Source organism: Bacteroides caccae (assembly GCF_002222615.2).
In the GTDB taxonomy this organism is placed as follows: domain Bacteria; phylum Bacteroidota; class Bacteroidia; order Bacteroidales; family Bacteroidaceae; genus Bacteroides; species Bacteroides caccae.
In genome coordinates, this window is record NZ_CP022412.2 from 977,072 (window position 1) to 995,248 (window position 18,177).

Genomic DNA, 18,177 nt, shown 5'->3' on the forward strand with positions numbered 1-18,177 from the left:
AAGCAATGGGCTGCGTTGTAAACCGCATGGATGATATCGCTTAATACTTGTTACTTATTGCTTAATTTATTTCCCTTTCATTCTCGTCACATACTCGTTGTATAGTTGGTCGAGCTGTTCGGAGTAGTGTTTTGCAAGTTCTTCTGATTTGTATTTCTCCATTAGGCGTACTTCCGCGTCAAGCAATCCTGCATTGTACATGAAGTTTTCGCTGGCAATGGAGAGTTGGTAGTCGGTCAGACTCAGGTACCAGACCATGTATTCGAGCGACTTGTTGGCAAGTTCGTCGATAATCTTGTTCGCTTTCTCTGTCTGTCCCAACTGATAGTAGGCTTCTGCCATTTGGAAAGCCCCGTTGGCCCAGTCGTACGGTACGTTGGACGACGGAATCATCTTTTCGGCATAGTCGAGGGCGGCAAGCGCCTTGTCTTTTTTGCCTTCCTTGATGAGTTGTCCCACCAGTTGCGTGAAGATGCGGCGGTGTGTGTAGCACATACGCATCACGTTCTCGTCGATGTAGATTCCCGGCTTGTCGATACCGCCGAACTTGAACTTGTTCATCAGGTTGTCGTACATCTTTTCACTGTCGATTTTGCTGTTCAGCTTGTCCGTCTCGAACGGAGTGAAGCGGTAGGCAAGACCTTCCTGAACGAAGTGGTTATCCATGCCGAGGTGGTTTTCGCTGCCTACGGTTATTGCCATATAGATCGGGCGTTCCCAGTTGGCGTTGGCCAGCATTTCGAGCATCATCAGTTCGCTCTTGTAAAGCGCGCGTTTCGGGTTGCCGTTGGCGTCTTTCAGCGAGATAGTCATATATTCGGGGATAGAGTCACCCAAGGCTTCCGGTATCTTCATGCCGGAACGGCGCACGGCTTCCGCATCCACTTTCATCACGATACTGTCCGTCGGGATCAGAGGAAGTTCGATTCCCTGTCCGCTTTTCTTGAGCAGCTCCTTCAGTTGGTCGTTCTTGCCGAGCATCCAGCGGTTGATAATCTCCTTCAGTTCATACGGGTTCTCTCCGAAGATAGAGTGGACGAGAGACAATACGGTGGTGTCTCCCTGTGCTGCCAGTTCTTCGGCCTGCTTGAAGTAGTTGTCGATGAGCTTCTTCATTTCCGGGCGGATAGAGATATACTCGTTCTGTCCTTCCACGTATTGGACGCGGTCCCATGTGATAGGGAGAGAGGGCGAATCGTATGCCGGACGCTTCATCTGGTCGATGTACCAGTCGGTCTGCAAGTAACTCAGGTTACAAGTGCGGGCATCGGTACGGAAGCCTTCCGTTTCCTGGTTGTACCACAGAGGGAAGGTATCGTTATCACCGTTGGTGTAGATAATCGGGTTTCCTGATTCCTGCAGGGTCATCAAATAGTTCTGGCCGAAGTCGCGGGCTACGAAGCGGCCGCTACGGTCGTGGTCGTCCCACGTCTGTCCTGCCATTTGAATGGGGACAAACAGGCAGAGAACGGAAGCCAGAGCAGCGGCAGGAAGTTCCTGCATCTTGCAGTACTCCCGCAATAGTCGGATAACACCTGCCACACCCATACCTACCCAGATGGCAAAGGCATAGAATGAACCGGCGTATGCATAATCTCGTTCACGAGGCTGTGCAGGCGTCTGGTTGAGGTAGAGCACAATGGCGATACCCGTCATGAAGAACAGGAAGAATACTACCCAGAACTGCTGGATACCACGCTGACTGTGGTAGGCTTGCCAGAAAAGCCCGATCAGTCCGAGCAGCAACGGCAGGCAGTAGAATACATTGTGTCCTTTGTTATTCTTGAGGTCCTGCGGCAGGAATTCCTGATTGCCTACGAGCAGGTTATCGATGAACGGAATACCGGTAATCCAGTTGCCGTGTTCTATTTCTCCGCTACCCTGAATGTCGTTCTGGCGTCCGGCGAAGTTCCACATGAAGTAACGCCAGTACATGAAGTTCAACTGGTAGGAGAAGAAGAACTTGATGTTCTCCCATTGGGTAGGCATATTCACCATGACCATTTCTCCGCATTGGTCGTAAGGTACGTCATGTCCCTTGATGTCAACCCATTGCTTGTAGAGCGGGGCGTGCGAGGAACTGTACATACGCGGGAAAAGCATATTCTGTGCGTATTCATACTCGATACGTCCGGGGAGTTCGATATAAGAGTCTTTTTCGTCCGGCGAAGTCTTTTCCTTGCGGACATACTTGCTGCCTGTTTCCGACTGGCGGGGAATGCAATAACCGTCTTTTACGTCGAGTGCCACTTTGGAGGAGAAAGCAGGGCCGTAGAACAACGGGCGTGTGCCATATTGCTCACGACCGAGGTATTCGCCCAGCGTGAAGATATCTTCCGGTGAGTTCTGGTCCATGGGCGTGTTGGCAGTAGAGCGGATAACGATCAGTGCATAAGACGAATAGCCGATAACGATCATCATCGTGCACAGCAATGTCGTGTTCAGCGTGCGCGCCGAAATACGCCATTTCTCTTTCATCTTTTCCTGCATCTGCGGGGCAAGATAGATAGCCAATACGCCGATTACGAGGATACCGATGAGGATACTGCTGGCTCCATGTCCGTAGAACGGGATACCGAGCAGGGCAATCGTCAGGATAAAGGAGACAGCCATGCGCGCCTTGCTCTTTTGCGTGTAACTTTCGTAAACACCCCAGATCAGCGCTGCTGCAAGCAGGATGATATAGACCACTACTCCGGTGTTGAACGGCATTCCCAATCCGTTGACAAACAACAGTTCGAACCAGCCGCCTACTTTCACGATACCCGGCACAATGCCGTAGAGCACGGCTGCCACGAGCACCATGGAACCGAAAAGGGCAAGCAATGAACCTTTTGCGGTGGCATTCGGAGTTTTCTTATAATAGTAAACCAGCACGATAGCGGGCAAACAAAGCAAGTTGAGCAAGTGTACGCCGATACTCAAACCGGTCAGGTAGGCGATGAGGATAATCCAACGGTCGCTGTGAGGCTGGTCGGCTACGTCTTCCCACTTCAGTATCAGCCAGAAAACAACGGCGGTGAACAGGGAGGAGAAAGCGTATACTTCGCCTTCTACGGCCGAGAACCAGAATGTGTCACTGAATGTATAAACCAGTGCACCGACCAATCCGCTACCCATAATGGTGACAAGCTGGCCTTTGGTAATATTGTTTTCATCGGTGATAATCAGTTTGCGAACCAGGTGGGTGATGCTCCAGAAAAGGAACAGGATACAGGCACCGCTCATCAGGGCACTCATATAATTCACCATTTTTGCCACGGTGGTCACATCGGAGGCAAACTGGGTGAACAGGTTCGCCATTAGCATGAAGAAAGGTGCGCCGGGCGGGTGACCGACTTCCAGTTTGTAGCCGGTAGTTATAAACTCGGGGCAATCCCAGAAACTTGCAGTCGGTTCTATTGTCAGGCAATAAACCGTTGCCGCAATGATGAATGTAAGCCAACCCATGAGGTTGTTTACGGTTCTGTACTGTTTCATTAGCACTATCGTAGTTTATTCGTTAAAAACAGGTTATGCGGTCGCAAAGATAGTGATTTGTAAGGATAATGAGGTAGAAAGTAAGAAATATTAAGTAACGGGAAGATGATTTACGCTATCTTATGTCCCTGCGGCGGTTGGGAAAAGCCCTGATAGGGGTGAGGAAGAACCGTAATGAAAACTCTGCTGTGAAGCCGCATTATATAAGTAGAAGAGCCGGCAAACATGAGAAAACAAGTAAGGAAAGTTACATTACACTACCGCTATCATTGGATTGCCACAGCCGTGGAGACTTCCTGCCATGGCTGTGGAAAGATCTCTCCACGCCCGTGACGAATACCTACCACGGCCGTGGCAAGCTAACAATACCGCCGCTCTAATCCATTGATACCGTCCTTATAAAGGAACTTTAAAGCTGATACTATCTATATTCTCCTCCTTCTGGAAAGAGGATACCCGTAGGGGGAGGTGGTAGGTGCATGCGTAAATTAATAGATTATCAGCATTATGTATCTACCTGTCCACCCCTCCACAGCGAACGGCTAGTGGTGATGATGATGTTCACCCAGAATACGGTGCGGCAGCGTCCCGTGTCCGAGCAGTTCGATAGGACAGTTAAAGTTCTTTTCCAACCATTCGGTGGTGACCCCCGTATCGGGATGATAATCCAGAGTTTCGTTGACACAGGCGATAGATTTCACCTGTTGCAGCACCGTGCCGATGTCGTGACTGACAAGGATAATGGCACATTCTTTATTAATTTCCGCCAGCAACTCGTAGAGGCGTGCTTCGAAACGCTTGTCGATATACGTGCTGGGTTCGTCCAGAATAAGCACGGAAGGGTCGGAGATTATGGCGCGTCCCAGAAGCGCGCGTTGTAACTGTCCGCCGCTTAATTGCCCGATAGCACGGTGTTCGAGTCCTTCGAGCCCCATGCGGGCAATAATTTGCTTGCCCTTCTCCTTTTGTTCGGGGGTGAAACGGGAGGTCAGTGACTTCTGTATGCTGAGTCCGGAAAGGATTACTTCCTCCACTGATATGGGAAATTTCCGATCGATCGTGCTGTATTGAGGCAGGTAGCCCAAAGAAGGCTTACAGTTGAAACTAATTTCCCCTCCGGTGGGCTTTAGCAGACCGAGGATGCACTTTACAAGCGTTGTCTTCCCGCCTCCGTTCGGACCGATAATTCCGAGGAAGTCCCGTTCGTAGACGGCAAGGTTGATGTCATGGAGAACATTGCGGCCGTCGTATCCGGCGGATAGGTTTTTTATTTCGATAATTGGCTTCGTCATTGGCTTTTCTGATATCACTGTCTGACTGTTTGTTCCTTTGTCTCGGCCGGGGCGAGAGCTTTGGCTACATTCAGCATTTCTGTTTCCCAGTCGTAGCTGAGAGGGTTGATAGGAACTACTTTGGTACCGGTCTGCTGCGCGATAGTTTCCGCATTGCGCTTGTCAAACTCCGGTTGGACGAAGATTACACGCACGTCTTCCGCTTTGCAGAGGTCTATCAGCTCTTTCAGGTGGGCGGGAGAGGGTTCTTTGCCTCCTTCTTCGATAGAAATCTGGTGCAGTCCGTAGTCACGGGCAAAGTAGGAGAGGGCCGGGTGGTAAATCATAAAGGATTTGGCGGCGTTCGGTGCGGAGAGTTGTTGACGAATCAGACTGTCCGTTTGCTGGATGCGTTGGTAGAGGGAGTCGTACCGGTTCCTGTAATAAAGCTCATTGGCTTTATCAAGGGTGCAGAGCGCTTTATACGTATTTCCGGCAAGGATGAGGGCGTTGGCGGTCGAGTTCCATATATGTGGCTCTACGGCATGACTGTGACCTGGATGATTGTGACCTTCATGGTCATGATATCCGTTGCCATGTTCGTTGTCGTTCAGAATCAGGTCTATTCCTTTGGAGGTGTCGAACACTTGGATATGAGGGGCATTGTTCATCAGACGGTCCATCCAGGCCTGTTCGAAGCCGATGTAACCGATGCGGAAGTAGGCTTTGCTGTCGCCAAGGGATACGAGTTGCTGCGGAACCGGGTCGTATGTTTCCGGGCTGGAACCTTTGGGGACCATGCTGACTACCGTGAACTTGTCGCCTGCAATGGCTTCCGTGAAATAGCGTTGCGGTTCGAGTGTGACGGTAATGACCGGCTTTTCCTCAGTACCGCTTTGGGACGTTCGTCCGGTGCACGCTGCCAGTAGGAGGCAGGAGCCGATGATAAGCAGGGTCTTCATATCTATTAGTTGCTTTTTCATGACTTGTTGTATTTTCGGGTTGTTCTTACTTATCTTGTTTTACTTATTCTTGTTTTCGTTTTTAAGTTCTTATTCTTGTTTCCGGGCCCGCAGTATTTCCCGTTTTCCTCCTGGAGGGCCGGGAAGACGTTCCACGATGAATCCTGCGGCCTGCAACATTCGCCTGACGACTCCTTTGGCACAATAAGTCGTCAGGATTCCGCCGTTATTTAATAAAACATAAAGGCGGTTGAATAGTTCTTGCGACCACATCTCCGGCTGCTTTTCCGGTGCGAAGGCGTCGAAGTAAATCACGTCTGCTTTCCACCCTTCTGTCTCTGTTTCCAGCTTATTAAAGTCTTTTTGTACTTTTCGTAGGGTGAAGTGAGGGGTAATCGGTACGTCTTCTTCCCACGGGGAGGTATGAAGCTGTTTGAATAACTCGTGGGCCGGACACTGGTTGTCGCCTGTCATTAGTTGTTCGTTGGCGGAAATATACCCCAGTTGCTCTACGAGTTGCCATTCCAGGGGATAGAGTTCCAGACCTGTATAGTATACATTCCTCCCGCTTTTTTCTGCTTCTTCGAGGGTGAGCCAGGCGTTCAGACCTGTTCCGAAACCTATTTCCAGAATGTGAGGGGTGGTGGCGGTGGAGGCTTTCAGTCCCATATTGATGAAAATGTGCTGGGACTCCGTGCGTGCCCCTTTCGTTGAATGATAATGCTCATTCAATTCCGGAACAAACAGGGTAGTGCTCCCGTCATCGGTCTTCTCGATTATTCTTTTCATCGTATAACTTGCTATCTGATACTTATTGCTTGATTACTTAATGAAACATTTATCCTGCTACCACATTCCATGCACTTTCCAGCACATACAGGAGAAGGATGTAACGTATCAACTTGCCGGCAAACATGGAAGCTACCGTAAGCCATATATTGCTTCGCATAAATCCCAGTGCAATGGAGATAACTTCACCGATAGCCGGAAGGAAGGCGAAAAATGCCATAAGTGCTCCTTTCCCTTGCAGGAAGTTCACCATTTTGTCTACCTTTTCTTTCTTTACCTTGAAATATTTCTCTATCCAGCTTATTTTGCCCAGACGTCCCATATAGTAACAGGTCATTCCGCCTACCGTGTTGCCGAGTGCGGCGGATATCAGGCAGGCGGTAGGGGGCAGGCCGAGTTTGACGAGTGCCACCAGTACCAGTTCGGAACTGAAAGGCACGATGCTGCCGGCCAGTAAAGCCGAGATGAATAATCCCGGTAATCCCCATTCGATGAGGAGTTGTATTGTTGAGTCTATAAAAGCGTCCATATATTAAAACTGAATAGGAGGATGAGACTGACCAGCGAGATTATGAAGAACACGTTCGATGTCTTGCTGTTGGTCAGTACGAAAAAATGTCCGATCAGGATGCTGCTGCTTATCATGAGCAACGGCAACAGATTGGCACAATAGGTTGGCTGCAAAGCTATGAGCAGGAAGAGGAAGATATTCAGGTCGATAAGAAATTGCAGATAGGCACGAGTGCGTATCTTGTCTTCAAATCCTGCGATGATGCAATGGGCGGCGCTGACAATGAACAGTACAAGTAAATAGCCGAGAACCGCCAATTCCCAAGGTTGGAGAATTTGCAGGTCGAAGGGCTTGCCGAAAGTTACCAGTTCGGTAAACGGACGGTAGAATAACTCCATTTGATTGTAGAAGAAGGCGTGCCCGAACAGGAACCAGTAAGGCAGTACCCAGCCTAAGAGCGCACCGCAGAAACTACGGGGCTTGAGTGCCTGAAAACGGTGAGCTTCGAATATCCAGAGTACCGAAAGGAAGGTGAGTTGGGGGAAAAGCAGGCTTCCCGCTCCGATGAAAAGGAAGGAATAAAATAAATAGCCTGCTGCCTGCGGCTGCTGATAACTTTTGAACAGGAAATAAATGGAGAACAGGAAAGCAAGGGCTGCAATGTCTCCTGCATATAGCAAGTGCATTTCCGGGCAGATAGTGACCAACAGAAAGTATATGGCTGTCTGCATGGATGCCCGCATACGGATAATGCCGAAACGGTTGTTCAACTCTATCAGGCTATAACCGATAACGGCATAAATCAGATAGCTGACAAGTCGTTCGGCCCATGCGGGAAGTAACAAGTCGCGGGCGGATTGCCAGAGGGAGAGAGTGCTGTCTTCCACTGTTGAGGCTGTGAGGTCGGGCAGTAAAAAGGATGTCAGTACCCAACAGAGGGTACAGATAAAGACAACGATAGGCAGCGTCCACCGCCCTGCTGTTACTTGACCTTGCAGCTTTTTATTTCTCATTTAATCTCGTTCAATTATTTTTTTGTTGCTTCTGTTTCTTCTGTGGTTTCTATAGTTTCTTTCCCTTCTCTCCCTTTATTTCCTTTCTTTCCGAATGGTTTTCTCCGAATGGCTTCCCCTCCTTCCGGCGGGAAGGAGGGGTGGCTGAAAGCCGGGGTGGTAGGTGCGCCTATCTGTTTTAATAATAGACTTATGTATTCACCTACCACCTCCCCCTACGGGTACTCCTCCTTCCCGAAGGAGGAGAATGGAGATAGATTTGCCTCTAGCGTGGCTTTACCAAGGTGATTCTTATCTAGCGTTGACATCGTCTCTTCTCTAGAATAAACATCGCCTCTCATTTGAAACAATGCCGTCGAATGGAAGCCTTGCTTCGGCGCTACGCCGGCAGTTATAGGTCGAAGCCGATGTCGCGGCGGAAGTACTTCTTGTCGAAGTTAATCATGTCCGCTACTTTGTAGCTCTGTGCCAACGCTTCTTCTTTAGTAGCTCCATAGGAGCAGACAGCGATAACGCGTCCTCCGTTTGTAACTACTTGGCCGTCTTTCATAGCTGTTCCGGCATGGAAAATGATACTTTCCGTAGCGGCAGCCTGTTCCAGTCCGCTGATCGGGAATCCTTTCTCATAAGCTTCCGGGTAACCGCCGCTGACGAGAATCACACAACCTGCCGAACGCGGGTCCATAACGAGTGTCTTTTCGTTCAGGTTGCCTGCGGCAGTGCCTTCCAGCAGTTCCACGATATCGCTCTGAATGCGGAGCATGACGCTTTCTGTTTCCGGGTCGCCCATACGGACGTTGTATTCGATCACCATTGGCTCACCTTTCACATTGATTAATCCGAGGAAGATGAAACCTTTGTAGACGATATTCTCTTCTTTCAGGCCGTTGATTGTCGGCTCGATGATGCGGGTGCGTACTTTCTCCATGAACACTTCGTCGGCAAACGGAACAGGGGTTACGCTACCCATGCCCCCTGTATTCAGACCTTTGTCGCCTTCACCGATACGTTTGTAGTCTTTTGCTACGGGGAGGACTTTATAGTTTTCACCGTCGGTCAGGACAAATACGGAACACTCGATACCGCTCAGGAACTCTTCAATGACAACTGTTGCCGATGCAGAGCCGAACATACCGCCGAGCATTTCTTTCAGTTCCTTTTTGGCTTCGTCCAGCGTGGGGAGAATCAGTACGCCTTTTCCGGCACAGAGGCCGTCGGCTTTCAGTACATAAGGAGCTTCCAATGTTTCGAGGAAGGCCAAACCTTCTTCAATAGTTGCGGAAGTGATACTTTTGTAACGGGCTGTCGGGATGTTGTGACGCATCATGAAGCCTTTTGCAAATTCCTTGCTTCCTTCCAGTTCGGCTCCCTGTGCGGAGGGACCGATAACAGCGATGTGTTTAAGTTCGGGGCGGTTCTGGAAGTAGTCGTAGATTCCTTTTACCAACGGATCTTCGGGACCTACTACGACCATGGCGATGTCTTCCTTCAGGGCGAAAGCGCTGATAGCTTCAAAATCAGTAGCCTTGATGTTGACATTTTCGCCTACGGCAGTTGTTCCGGCATTTCCCGGAGCAATATACAGCTTCTCAACTTTCGGACTTTGGGCAATTTTCCATGCCAGTGCATGTTCGCGGCCGCCCGAGCCTAGTAATAAAATCTTCATCTTTATACTGTTATAAGTTATACTGTTATACGTTTGATTAGGTATGGATAAGCAGCCGCTTTTTACAGGTTCTGCTCAAAGTACCGGGTGATTTTTTCGTGCAGATGTACACGGTCGCGACCTGATACGTTGTGCTTGTGGCACGGGTAGATGAACAGGTCGGGGTAGGTGCGGGCGTCTACACAAGCTTTCATGAACGACAAGGTGTGTTGAGGCACGCAAGTGTCGTCATGGTCGTCATGGATAATCAGCAGATGACCTTTCAACTGACCCGCGAGGTTTTTCAGGTTGCATTCCTTGTAACCTTCAGGATTGGTTTCCGGTGTGTCCATATAGCGTTCGCCGTACATCACTTCATAATATCCCCAGTCGATGACAGGGCCACCGGCTACGCCTACTTTGAATATTTCCGGGTAACGGAGCAACAAGGCAGTGGTCATGTGCCCTCCAAAGCTCCAGCCGTGCACGCCGATGCGTCCGCCGTCTACGTAAGGGAGGGATTTCAGGAATTCGACACCTTTTACCTGGTCTTTGCCTTCTTCAATGCCGAGGCGACGGAAGGTGGCGTTCTCAAACTCCAGTCCGCGGTTACTGCTGCCACGATTGTCGATCGTAAACATGATATAGCCTTTGTTGGCCATATACGTGTCCCAGCCACGTGCGCCATTCTGCCAGCCTCCGGTGACACATTGGGCATGAGGACCTCCGTAGACGTAAATAATGGTTGGATATTTCTTGTTCGGGTCAAAGTTTGCCGGCTTCATCAGGCGGTAGTGAAGGTAGGTTGTGCCGTCGGCCGCTTTGATTGTCCCGGTTTCAATACTTGGCATTTGATAACCTTCATACGGGTCTTTGGCAGTCAGCAGGTTTACGGTTTCTTTGAAGTTCTTTGTATCTACCAGATTGATGATGCGGGGCTGGTCTTTAGTGGAATAACGGTCGATAAGGAACGTTCCGGAAGCGTTGAGCACTCCGTTGTGTTCACTCTCTTTGCTGCTATCGAACGGGCAGCTCATCTTTCCGTTGTTCACGTTTACTGCGAAATGACCGCTTCTCAAGCCCTCTATGGCGGTGAAGATAACTTCTTTCCGCTTAGCGTTGAAGCCTAATATGTTTTTTACCAGCCAGTTGCCTTTAGTCAACTGTTTTACCTTCACTGATTCGCGATATTGGGCGCCGCCGGTTCCTTCCTGAAGGTCACCGTAAATGCTTGCTTTGGTATCAAACAAATAGAGGTGATTGTATCCATCGCGCTGGCTCTGATAAATGAATTTGCTGGTATCCCACGGCAAGAATATAATCGGGTTTTGCGGCTCTACGTATTTCGGGTGAGTTTCTTCGTAGAGCACCTTTGTCAGCTTGCCTGTTTCTACGTTGTATTGGCAAAGTTTGGCATGGTTCTGGTCGCGGTTTACTTCAATCAGGTAGAGGCTCTTCTCGTCCGGTGCCCAACTGATGTTCGTAAAGTAGCGGTCGGTAGGGTCGCCTGCATCCAGGTAAATGCTTTTGCCCGTTGCGGGGTTGTAGATACCTACCTTCACTTGGTGGCTGGTCATTCCTGCCATTGGATAGCGGACATTGTTCACTTCGCCCACACGTGCGGTAATGTCTACAAGCGGGTATTGAGTCACCATACTTTCATCCATACGGTAGAAGGCGAGCAGATTACCTTTCGGGCTCCAGAATGTACCTTTGTTGATACCGAACTCATTGCGGTGTACGGACTGGCCGCAGACGATGCCTTCGGGCTCGTTCGTCACCGCCTGTTCGTTTACGTATAGATTGTTGCCGATTGTATAGGCTACATTTCCATTAGCGGTGCAGTAGTCTTCGTTTTCCGCTTTGGCTTTAGGCTTGCGACTGCTGACAATTCGGTTGTTCTTGAAATCATATACGATGTATTTTCCGGCTATGTTCAGTAACATTTGCGGCTTTTCCGCCCATGGGAAACGTACGGAATACAAGTGGGATAACTTTCCTGACTTGTCTTCTGCAAGCGCTTTGTTGATTTGCTCACGGGTGATGAGCATTGTTTCTTTGCCTATTTGCGGCTGGATAGAATAGATGGTGTCGATGCCGGGTTTAATACACTCGTCGCCCCACCATTGCAGCCCGTACAGGTTTTCTGCATAACGATAACTTTCACCGCCCGGAATCAGGTCTTCCAGTGTCGGTTTCTTGGTTTCTTGTGCCATAACATTGATTACAATTGGGATTGCCAACAACAAAAGGAAGGCTCTTTTTCCAACTTTACTCATTGCTCTTTTCTTTATTATTTGTTTTTAAATCCTTTTATTTTTACTCTGTCCAAAGAAGTGCTCTTTATCCGAATAGCAGCACCCAACTTGGCAAAAGCATTGAATAATCCATTAAATTGCTTTTCGTTGCTAATTTCTTGTGAATGTGCAATTAACTATTAACGCTTGTTTACTCCTCTTCCTTCTTCGGAATCCTCGGTTCCCGATTTCCTTTGAACTCTCTCGGAGCTTTCGGGTCTCTTCGGCTACGGAATTCTCCCTGCGGTTTTCTCTCTCTGTTTCCTTCCCGCTTGAATTCTCCTTCTTCCCGGCGCGGCTTGTATTCTCCTTCTCTGCGAGGTCTGGAGTCACCTTCCCGACGCGGCCTGAACTCACTTTCTCTACGGGGTTTGAATTCTCCTTCCCGACGAGGTTTATATTCTTTTCTTTCCCTGAACTTAGACTCTTGTTCTCCTTCCGTCTCTTTCTTTTCTTCTCCTGCTTCTTCCTGACTCTTGAACTCCTTGTATTTTCCGTCAAAGATTTCATATTTGCGGAATTCACATTCCAGTGGCCCGTTGAACAAAGGAACCTTTTGGCTGGCTTTCAAACCAATCTGGTCGAAACACTCTTCCCGGTAGGAGAGAACCCATGCCTCGTTTCCTACAAACGCGTGTTTCAGGCGCTCGCCAATCATTTGGTATAGTCCGAGTAAATCATTGGTGGAAATACGCTCTCCATAAGGAGGGTTGGTGATGATGACAGACTTCTCTTTCGGCTGTTCGAATTGCTGGAACGGTTGCAGTTTCAGTACGACATCTTTCGATACCCCCGCTGCCTTTATGTTATGAGTTGCTATTTCGTTCGCTTTCGGATTGTTGTCGTATCCGTAAATTTTATGTGTAAATTCACGCTCCTGACTGTCGTCATTGTAAAGCTCGTCGAACATATCCGCATCGAAATCCACCCATTTCTCAAATGCAAATCCCTTACGGAATACGCCCGGAGCGATGTTTCTTGCTATCAATGCAGCTTCCACTGGAATAGTACCCGAACCGCACATCGGATCAATCAAGTCACATTCTCCCCGCCAGCCGGTCATCAGAATCATACCGGCAGCCAATACCTCGTTCAACGGAGCTTCTACGGCTTCCTGGCGGTAACCGCGCCGGTGAAGTGATTCACCGGACGAGTCCAAAGACAAGGTGCAGGTCGTTTGTGCGATATGGATATTCAACAATACGTCCGGATTGCTGATGCGTACAGACGGGCGTTTGCCTGTCTTTTCACGGAAATAATCCACGATTGCATCTTTCACCTTGTACGAAACAAACTTCGAATGGCGGAATTCTTCGCTGAATACTACTGCATCTATTGCAAATGTCTTGTTTACGTCGAGATATTCCTCCCAAGGAATTGCCTGTATTTCATTGTAAACTTCGTCGGCATCCTTTGCCGTAAAGTTCTTGATCGGTTTAAGAATACGGATAGCAGTACGGAGGCAGAAATTAGCCTTATACATCATACGCTTATCTCCTGTGAATGACACCATTCGGCGGCCTATTTGAATGTCGTTGGCTCCTAGTGCTGTCAGCTCTTCTGCAAGTATCTCCTCCAGTCCCTGGAAGGTCTTGGCAATCATCTCGAATTGTTCGTTCATATATAGTTATTTGGTTTTATTTTTTTGCTTTGGTTTGTACGATTCTTGCTCCTGCGGGGACGTTCTCCGTCACCCAGATATTACCGCCTACGGTTGCATCGCGTCCGATAGTGATTCTTCCCAGGATAGTGGCGTTGGAATAAACGATTACATTGTCTTCCAGTATCGGGTGGCGCGGGATGCCTTTGATTGGCTTTCCATCCGCATCCAGCGGGAAACTCTTGGCTCCCAGAGTGACGCCCTGATAGAGTTTGACGTTGTTTCCGATGATACTCGTTGCGCCGATTACCACACCTGTGCCGTGGTCGATCGTGAAGTGACTGCCAATCTTGGCGGCCGGATGAATATCAATACCTGTTTCGCTGTGCGCCATTTCCGTAATGATACGCGGAATCAGGGGGACACCCAGTTCCAGTAGCTCATGCGCGATGCGGTAGTTACTGATGGCTTTGATAGCGGGATAGCAGAAAATAACTTCGCCATAACTTTCGGCGGCAGGGTCGCCGTTATAGGCGGCTTCTACGTCGGTTGCCAGCACTCTGCGCATGACAGGCAATTTGCTGATAAACTTGGCGGCAAGGCGGGCTGCTTCTTCTCTCTTGGAATCGGAGCAGGCATTACATCTTCCTTCTATACTGGTTCCAAAACACAATCCGGCAAGGATTTGCTCGGTAAGCAAATCAAATAACTTCTCAATATTTACACCGATGTGGTAATTGATTGTCCGGCTGTTGATAGTGGAATTTCCGTAATATCCGGGAAATAAGATAGAGCGTGAAAGCTCGATAATTTCATACAAGACTTTAGCAGAGGGCAGTGGTTCGCCATCTTTGTGTTGATGAAACAGTCCTTTGTAAGATTCGCTTTCCGATAGCTCATCGACTGCCTGTGTCAAAATGTGGGTGAAGTTCAGTGGACTCATTAGGTCAGTTGCTCATATTTATATGGGGACAAAGGTATTAAAAAAATAATAAAATTGGTTGGGATTCAGGATAAATAATGTATTTTTGTCACATTCAAAACATGACATGAATAAGGGGTTGATGAATGGGAGGACTACTATGAAGCTGTTTGGCTTGTTCGGGCTTTTGATATTGTTGTATTGCGGGTGTGCTGACAGGCATCGCCATAAGCCTTTTTGTGAGCAGGAACTTGTCGATTCTCTCGAAGTCCGCGTTCAGGATTCTCTTTTCTCCAATGTACTTTATTCCCGTTCGCAGGTACGTGACGCGCTGGTGCAAGTGCAAGACTCACAAGTGTATTATCGTCTGCTCGCCCTTTATGGTAAAACCTTCTTTGTTTCTTCTGATTTTGACTCCATACTTTATTACAATCGACAGGTTAAGCAATTCTCCCGCAATGTTTCCGAGTGTCCTCGCTGGAACGATGTCCTGGCCGATGTTTATAATGTTGAAGGAAACGTTTGGATGCAGTTGAACCGTCCCGATTCTGCCATACTTGATTATCAAAAGGCGTATGCATATCGTCTGAAAGGAAAGCGCCTGCACCTTCTTCCCGACATTTGTATCAATATGGCTGACGCCTGCCTGCATCGCAGTGACTTGGCGCACACTGCCTCTTATTACCGCCGCGCCTTGTTTCTCTGCGATTCTCTGAGATTGTCCGAACATACGAAATTCCCTGTCTATTACGGTTTGGGACAAACTTATATGGACTTGCGCGACTTCGATTTGTCCAACCATTATTATGAGCTGGCAGGAAAATTCTTTGACGAAATGAATGTGGGAGAACGTTGGACCTATCTCAACAATCGCGGAAATCATTATTATTACAGGAAGAATTATCAGGAAGCATTGAACTATATGCGCAGAGCCAATGCCTTAGTCTCCGCCCACCCCCAAATGGTGTTTGAACAGAACTTTATCAAAGTAAACCTGGGAGAATTATACTTGTTGACCAATAACTTGGATTCAGCACAGATATGCTTGGACGAGAGTTATCGTTTCTTTTCGGAAATTCAGCATAACTCGGCTGTATACTATATCGAAACTCAAATGATTGAACTGGCGTTACAGAAAGGAAATATGGCGCTAGCTCATAAAATGATAGAACGTACCGCTCCTGTGGGACATCTTGATGCCAATATGCTGACAATACGCAACCAATATCTCCAGCATTACTTCGAGCGTGCCGGCGACTACCGCCGTGCTTATGAATATTTGAAGCGTGACTGTCGTCTGGATGATTCTATCCGTAGCGAACGGGTACAGACACGTGTCGCAGAACTGGATATGCGCTATCGTCAGGACACTATTGTATTGCGGAAAGAAATGCAGATTCAACGGCAGGCAGGTGAAGTGAAAGCTTTGAAGTTGAGCGTTTATATATGGGTACTTGTTTGTGTGCTGCTAGTTGCAGGAACAGGCGGTATCATCTGGTATATGCGGAAGAAAAGAGAATTTCTTCGTGAACGCTTTTTCCGGCAAATCAACCGTGTCCGCATGGAGAACCTGCGGAGCCGGATTTCCCCCCATTTCACTTTCAATGTATTGGGACGTGAGATTAATCAGTTCACGGGGTCGGAAGATGTGAAGAATAACCTGTTGGAGCTGGTTAAATATCTCCGACGCAGTCTTGAACTGACGGAAAAACTAAGTGTTTCCTTACAAGACGAGCTGGATTTTGTACGTTCGTATATTAATCTCGAAAGAGGACGCGTCGGCGAAGATTTTACGGCAACGGTTACAGTGGAGGAAGGACTGGATGCAAGTCGTGTGATGATTCCTTCGATGATTATACAAATACCGGTTGAGAATGCAATCAAGCATGGACTGGTTGGGAAAGATGGTGAAAAGGAGTTGACGATACATGTCTCTCATGAAAAGAATGGTATCTGTATTACGATTTGTGATAACGGCCGCGGGTATCTTCCGCACGTAACTTCGGCAACACGGGGAACGGGTACCGGACTGAAGGTGTTGTATCAGACCATTCAACTGCTGAATACGAAAAACAAGAGTGACAAAATACGTTTTGAAATAACCAATAGAAACAGTGGACAGACCGGTACATTAGTTTCGGTATATATCCCGTTTCGTTTTTCTTATGATTTATGATGGATACAGAAGAAAAGTACAAAGTGGTCATCATTGATGACGAACGTTCTGCAAGTGACGCTTTGCGCCGTGAACTGGAGCCTTATCGTGAATTTGAGATAAAGGGAATTGCAAGCAGTGGTGCAAAAGGGAAAAAGATGATTATGGAGTTGCATCCGGATTTACTCTTTCTTGATGTGGAGCTTCCGGATATATTGGGGCTTAATTTGCTAAGTGAGATAAAGGATGATGTATTGTGGGATATGAAGGTTGTGTTCTATACGTCCTATGATAAATATCTGCTTCAGGCTTTGCGTGAGTCGGCTTTTGATTTCTTGTTGAAACCTTTTAGCGCGGAAGACTTGAAAGTTGTCATAGACCGTTATCGGAAAGCGGTGCGTTCTGCTGTAGTGGTGCCTCCCTCTTTTGCTTCTTCTATTATAGCTCTGATGCCGCAACAGGGAATGTTTATGATTAGCACGGTGACAGGATTCAAGCTCTTACGGCTGGAAGAAATCGGATTTTTTGAATATTTGAAAGATAAACGTCAATGGCAGGTGGTTCTGTTTAATCAAACCCGGTTGAACCTGAAACGGAACACGAAAGCGGAGGATATCGTCAGTTATTCGCAGGCTTTCGTACAAATCAGTCAATCGGCCATTGTGAATGTAAATTATCTGGCTATGATCGATGGAAAGTGTTGCCAACTTTATCCGCCTTTCCACGATAAAGGTGATCTGGTCATTTCCAGAAGCTATCTGAAAGAATTGCAGGAACGGTTTTATGTCTTGTGATACAGCCTACGGTTATATAAAGTGAAAACGCCTCTTCTTCATCAGGAGCGGCGTTCTCTTTTGTTAGAATATTAGAATGAGAGAGAGTTTTTGTTACATATTTGTATTATCCATTGTTACAGTCATCTCGGGTACCAGTACATAAGCACGCTTTTTAGCGTTCCATTTATAGTAATTGGTAGTGACGGTCTTGCCTTCATAAATATAGTTGATACGCAAATTCTTTACCCATTCGTCCTTGTTGCTGTCCCATTTGAGGGCTTCGCTTTCGGTCATGCGTTTATTGTCGTCGTACTTATAATTGTACTTCATATAGTTGGCAAGTGTATTTCCGTCCATTTTGTAAACGGTCTGGCCTACTGTCATGCCATTTTCTTCTATCGGATTGTAAATCAACTGACCGTCGTTGTTACGTGCGGAAGCGGTGAAAGATGCAATAAGAAGAGCAGCGGATAAAACGAACATTTTTAAGGATACTTTTGCTTTCATGGCTATTTTAGTTTTAAGTTATACTTTCATTTGTCTACTGATGTACCAGTTTTACGCTGCAAACTTACATATTAATTTGATATTTATGCATTTTGGGGAGTGAAATATTATCAAATTGTCAAGCATGGGTGCTGGTAGTAGTTTGCTTTTTGCCAAGATTAGTGACAAAAAAATATCCGGCAGTCAATCTGCCGGATATAGAACGAATCACTTCGTTTAAAAAGAAATCTTTTTTCTAGCTTTCGGATA

The 18,177-nt window shown here is 47.6% G+C and carries 14 protein-coding genes; 3 read left to right on the plus strand and 11 right to left on the minus strand.

Annotated elements, in window-relative coordinates:
* Positions 1 to 66 precede the first annotated feature (66 nt).
* The 6 genes from CGC64_RS03840 to CGC64_RS03865 all read right to left on the minus strand — a co-directional run bounded on the left by CGC64_RS03840 (position 67) and on the right by CGC64_RS03865 (position 8,026).
* The gene (locus tag CGC64_RS03840; protein ID WP_005676863.1) at positions 67 to 3,480 is read right to left on the minus strand and encodes a glycosyltransferase family 117 protein; all 3,414 of its coding nucleotides are present in this window, start codon (positions 3,478 to 3,480) and stop codon (positions 67 to 69) included.
* A gap of 542 nt (positions 3,481 to 4,022) precedes the next feature.
* A complete protein-coding gene (locus CGC64_RS03845; RefSeq protein ID WP_005676865.1) occupies positions 4,023 to 4,772 on the minus strand; it encodes a metal ABC transporter ATP-binding protein in 750 nt (249 codons plus the stop codon).
* A gap of 14 nt (positions 4,773 to 4,786) precedes the next feature.
* Positions 4,787 to 5,734: a metal ABC transporter solute-binding protein, Zn/Mn family gene (locus tag CGC64_RS03850; RefSeq protein ID WP_005676866.1), complete on the minus strand. Its 948-nt coding sequence runs from the start codon at positions 5,732 to 5,734 to the stop codon at positions 4,787 to 4,789.
* Between the two features lie 69 nt (positions 5,735 to 5,803).
* Positions 5,804 to 6,502: a tRNA (5-methylaminomethyl-2-thiouridine)(34)-methyltransferase MnmD gene (gene mnmD / locus CGC64_RS03855; RefSeq protein WP_005676867.1), complete on the minus strand. Its 699-nt coding sequence runs from the start codon at positions 6,500 to 6,502 to the stop codon at positions 5,804 to 5,806.
* Between the two features lie 49 nt (positions 6,503 to 6,551).
* Entirely contained in the window at positions 6,552 to 7,031 is a 480-nt protein-coding gene (locus CGC64_RS03860; RefSeq protein WP_005676868.1) for a YqaA family protein, read from the minus strand.
* The gene (locus CGC64_RS03865; RefSeq protein ID WP_005676870.1) at positions 7,016 to 8,026 is read right to left on the minus strand and encodes a hypothetical protein; all 1,011 of its coding nucleotides are present in this window, start codon (positions 8,024 to 8,026) and stop codon (positions 7,016 to 7,018) included. The genes CGC64_RS03860 and CGC64_RS03865 overlap by 16 nt, the downstream gene beginning before the upstream one ends.
* A gap of 108 nt (positions 8,027 to 8,134) precedes the next feature.
* Here CGC64_RS03865 and CGC64_RS19015 point away from each other — a divergent pair, with 108 nt between their 5' ends.
* A complete protein-coding gene (locus CGC64_RS19015; protein ID WP_198134677.1) occupies positions 8,135 to 8,314 on the plus strand; it encodes a hypothetical protein in 180 nt (59 codons plus the stop codon).
* A gap of 103 nt (positions 8,315 to 8,417) precedes the next feature.
* Here the strand turns inward: CGC64_RS19015 and purD are convergent, their stop codons facing one another.
* The 4 genes from purD to CGC64_RS03885 all read right to left on the minus strand — a co-directional run bounded on the left by purD (position 8,418) and on the right by CGC64_RS03885 (position 14,511).
* Positions 8,418 to 9,692, minus strand: a complete 1,275-nt coding sequence (gene purD / locus CGC64_RS03870) for a phosphoribosylamine--glycine ligase (protein WP_005676871.1) — start codon at positions 9,690 to 9,692, stop codon at positions 8,418 to 8,420.
* 62 nt (positions 9,693 to 9,754) lie between these two features.
* Positions 9,755 to 11,950, minus strand: coding sequence for a S9 family peptidase (locus CGC64_RS03875; protein ID WP_005676872.1), 2,196 nt, complete (start codon positions 11,948 to 11,950; stop codon positions 9,755 to 9,757).
* Positions 11,951 to 12,119: 169 nt separating this feature from the next.
* Positions 12,120 to 13,589: a THUMP domain-containing class I SAM-dependent RNA methyltransferase gene (locus tag CGC64_RS03880; protein ID WP_005676873.1), complete on the minus strand. Its 1,470-nt coding sequence runs from the start codon at positions 13,587 to 13,589 to the stop codon at positions 12,120 to 12,122.
* Between the two features lie 16 nt (positions 13,590 to 13,605).
* Entirely contained in the window at positions 13,606 to 14,511 is a 906-nt protein-coding gene (locus CGC64_RS03885) for a serine O-acetyltransferase (RefSeq protein WP_005676874.1), read from the minus strand.
* 121 nt (positions 14,512 to 14,632) lie between these two features.
* Between CGC64_RS03885 and CGC64_RS03890 the strand changes: the two genes are divergently transcribed.
* Positions 14,633 to 16,666, plus strand: coding sequence for a tetratricopeptide repeat-containing sensor histidine kinase (locus CGC64_RS03890; protein ID WP_032838484.1), 2,034 nt, complete (start codon positions 14,633 to 14,635; stop codon positions 16,664 to 16,666).
* A complete protein-coding gene (locus tag CGC64_RS03895) occupies positions 16,663 to 17,439 on the plus strand; it encodes a LytR/AlgR family response regulator transcription factor (protein WP_005676877.1) in 777 nt (258 codons plus the stop codon). Before CGC64_RS03890 ends, CGC64_RS03895 begins: the two co-directional genes overlap by 4 nt.
* 93 nt (positions 17,440 to 17,532) lie before the next feature.
* On the opposite strand, the gene CGC64_RS03900 is transcribed toward CGC64_RS03895, so the two are convergent.
* Complete coding sequence (locus tag CGC64_RS03900; protein ID WP_005676878.1) at positions 17,533 to 17,928, minus strand: DUF3836 domain-containing protein; 396 nt, start codon at positions 17,926 to 17,928, stop codon at positions 17,533 to 17,535.
* Between the last annotated feature and the right edge of the window lie 249 nt (positions 17,929 to 18,177).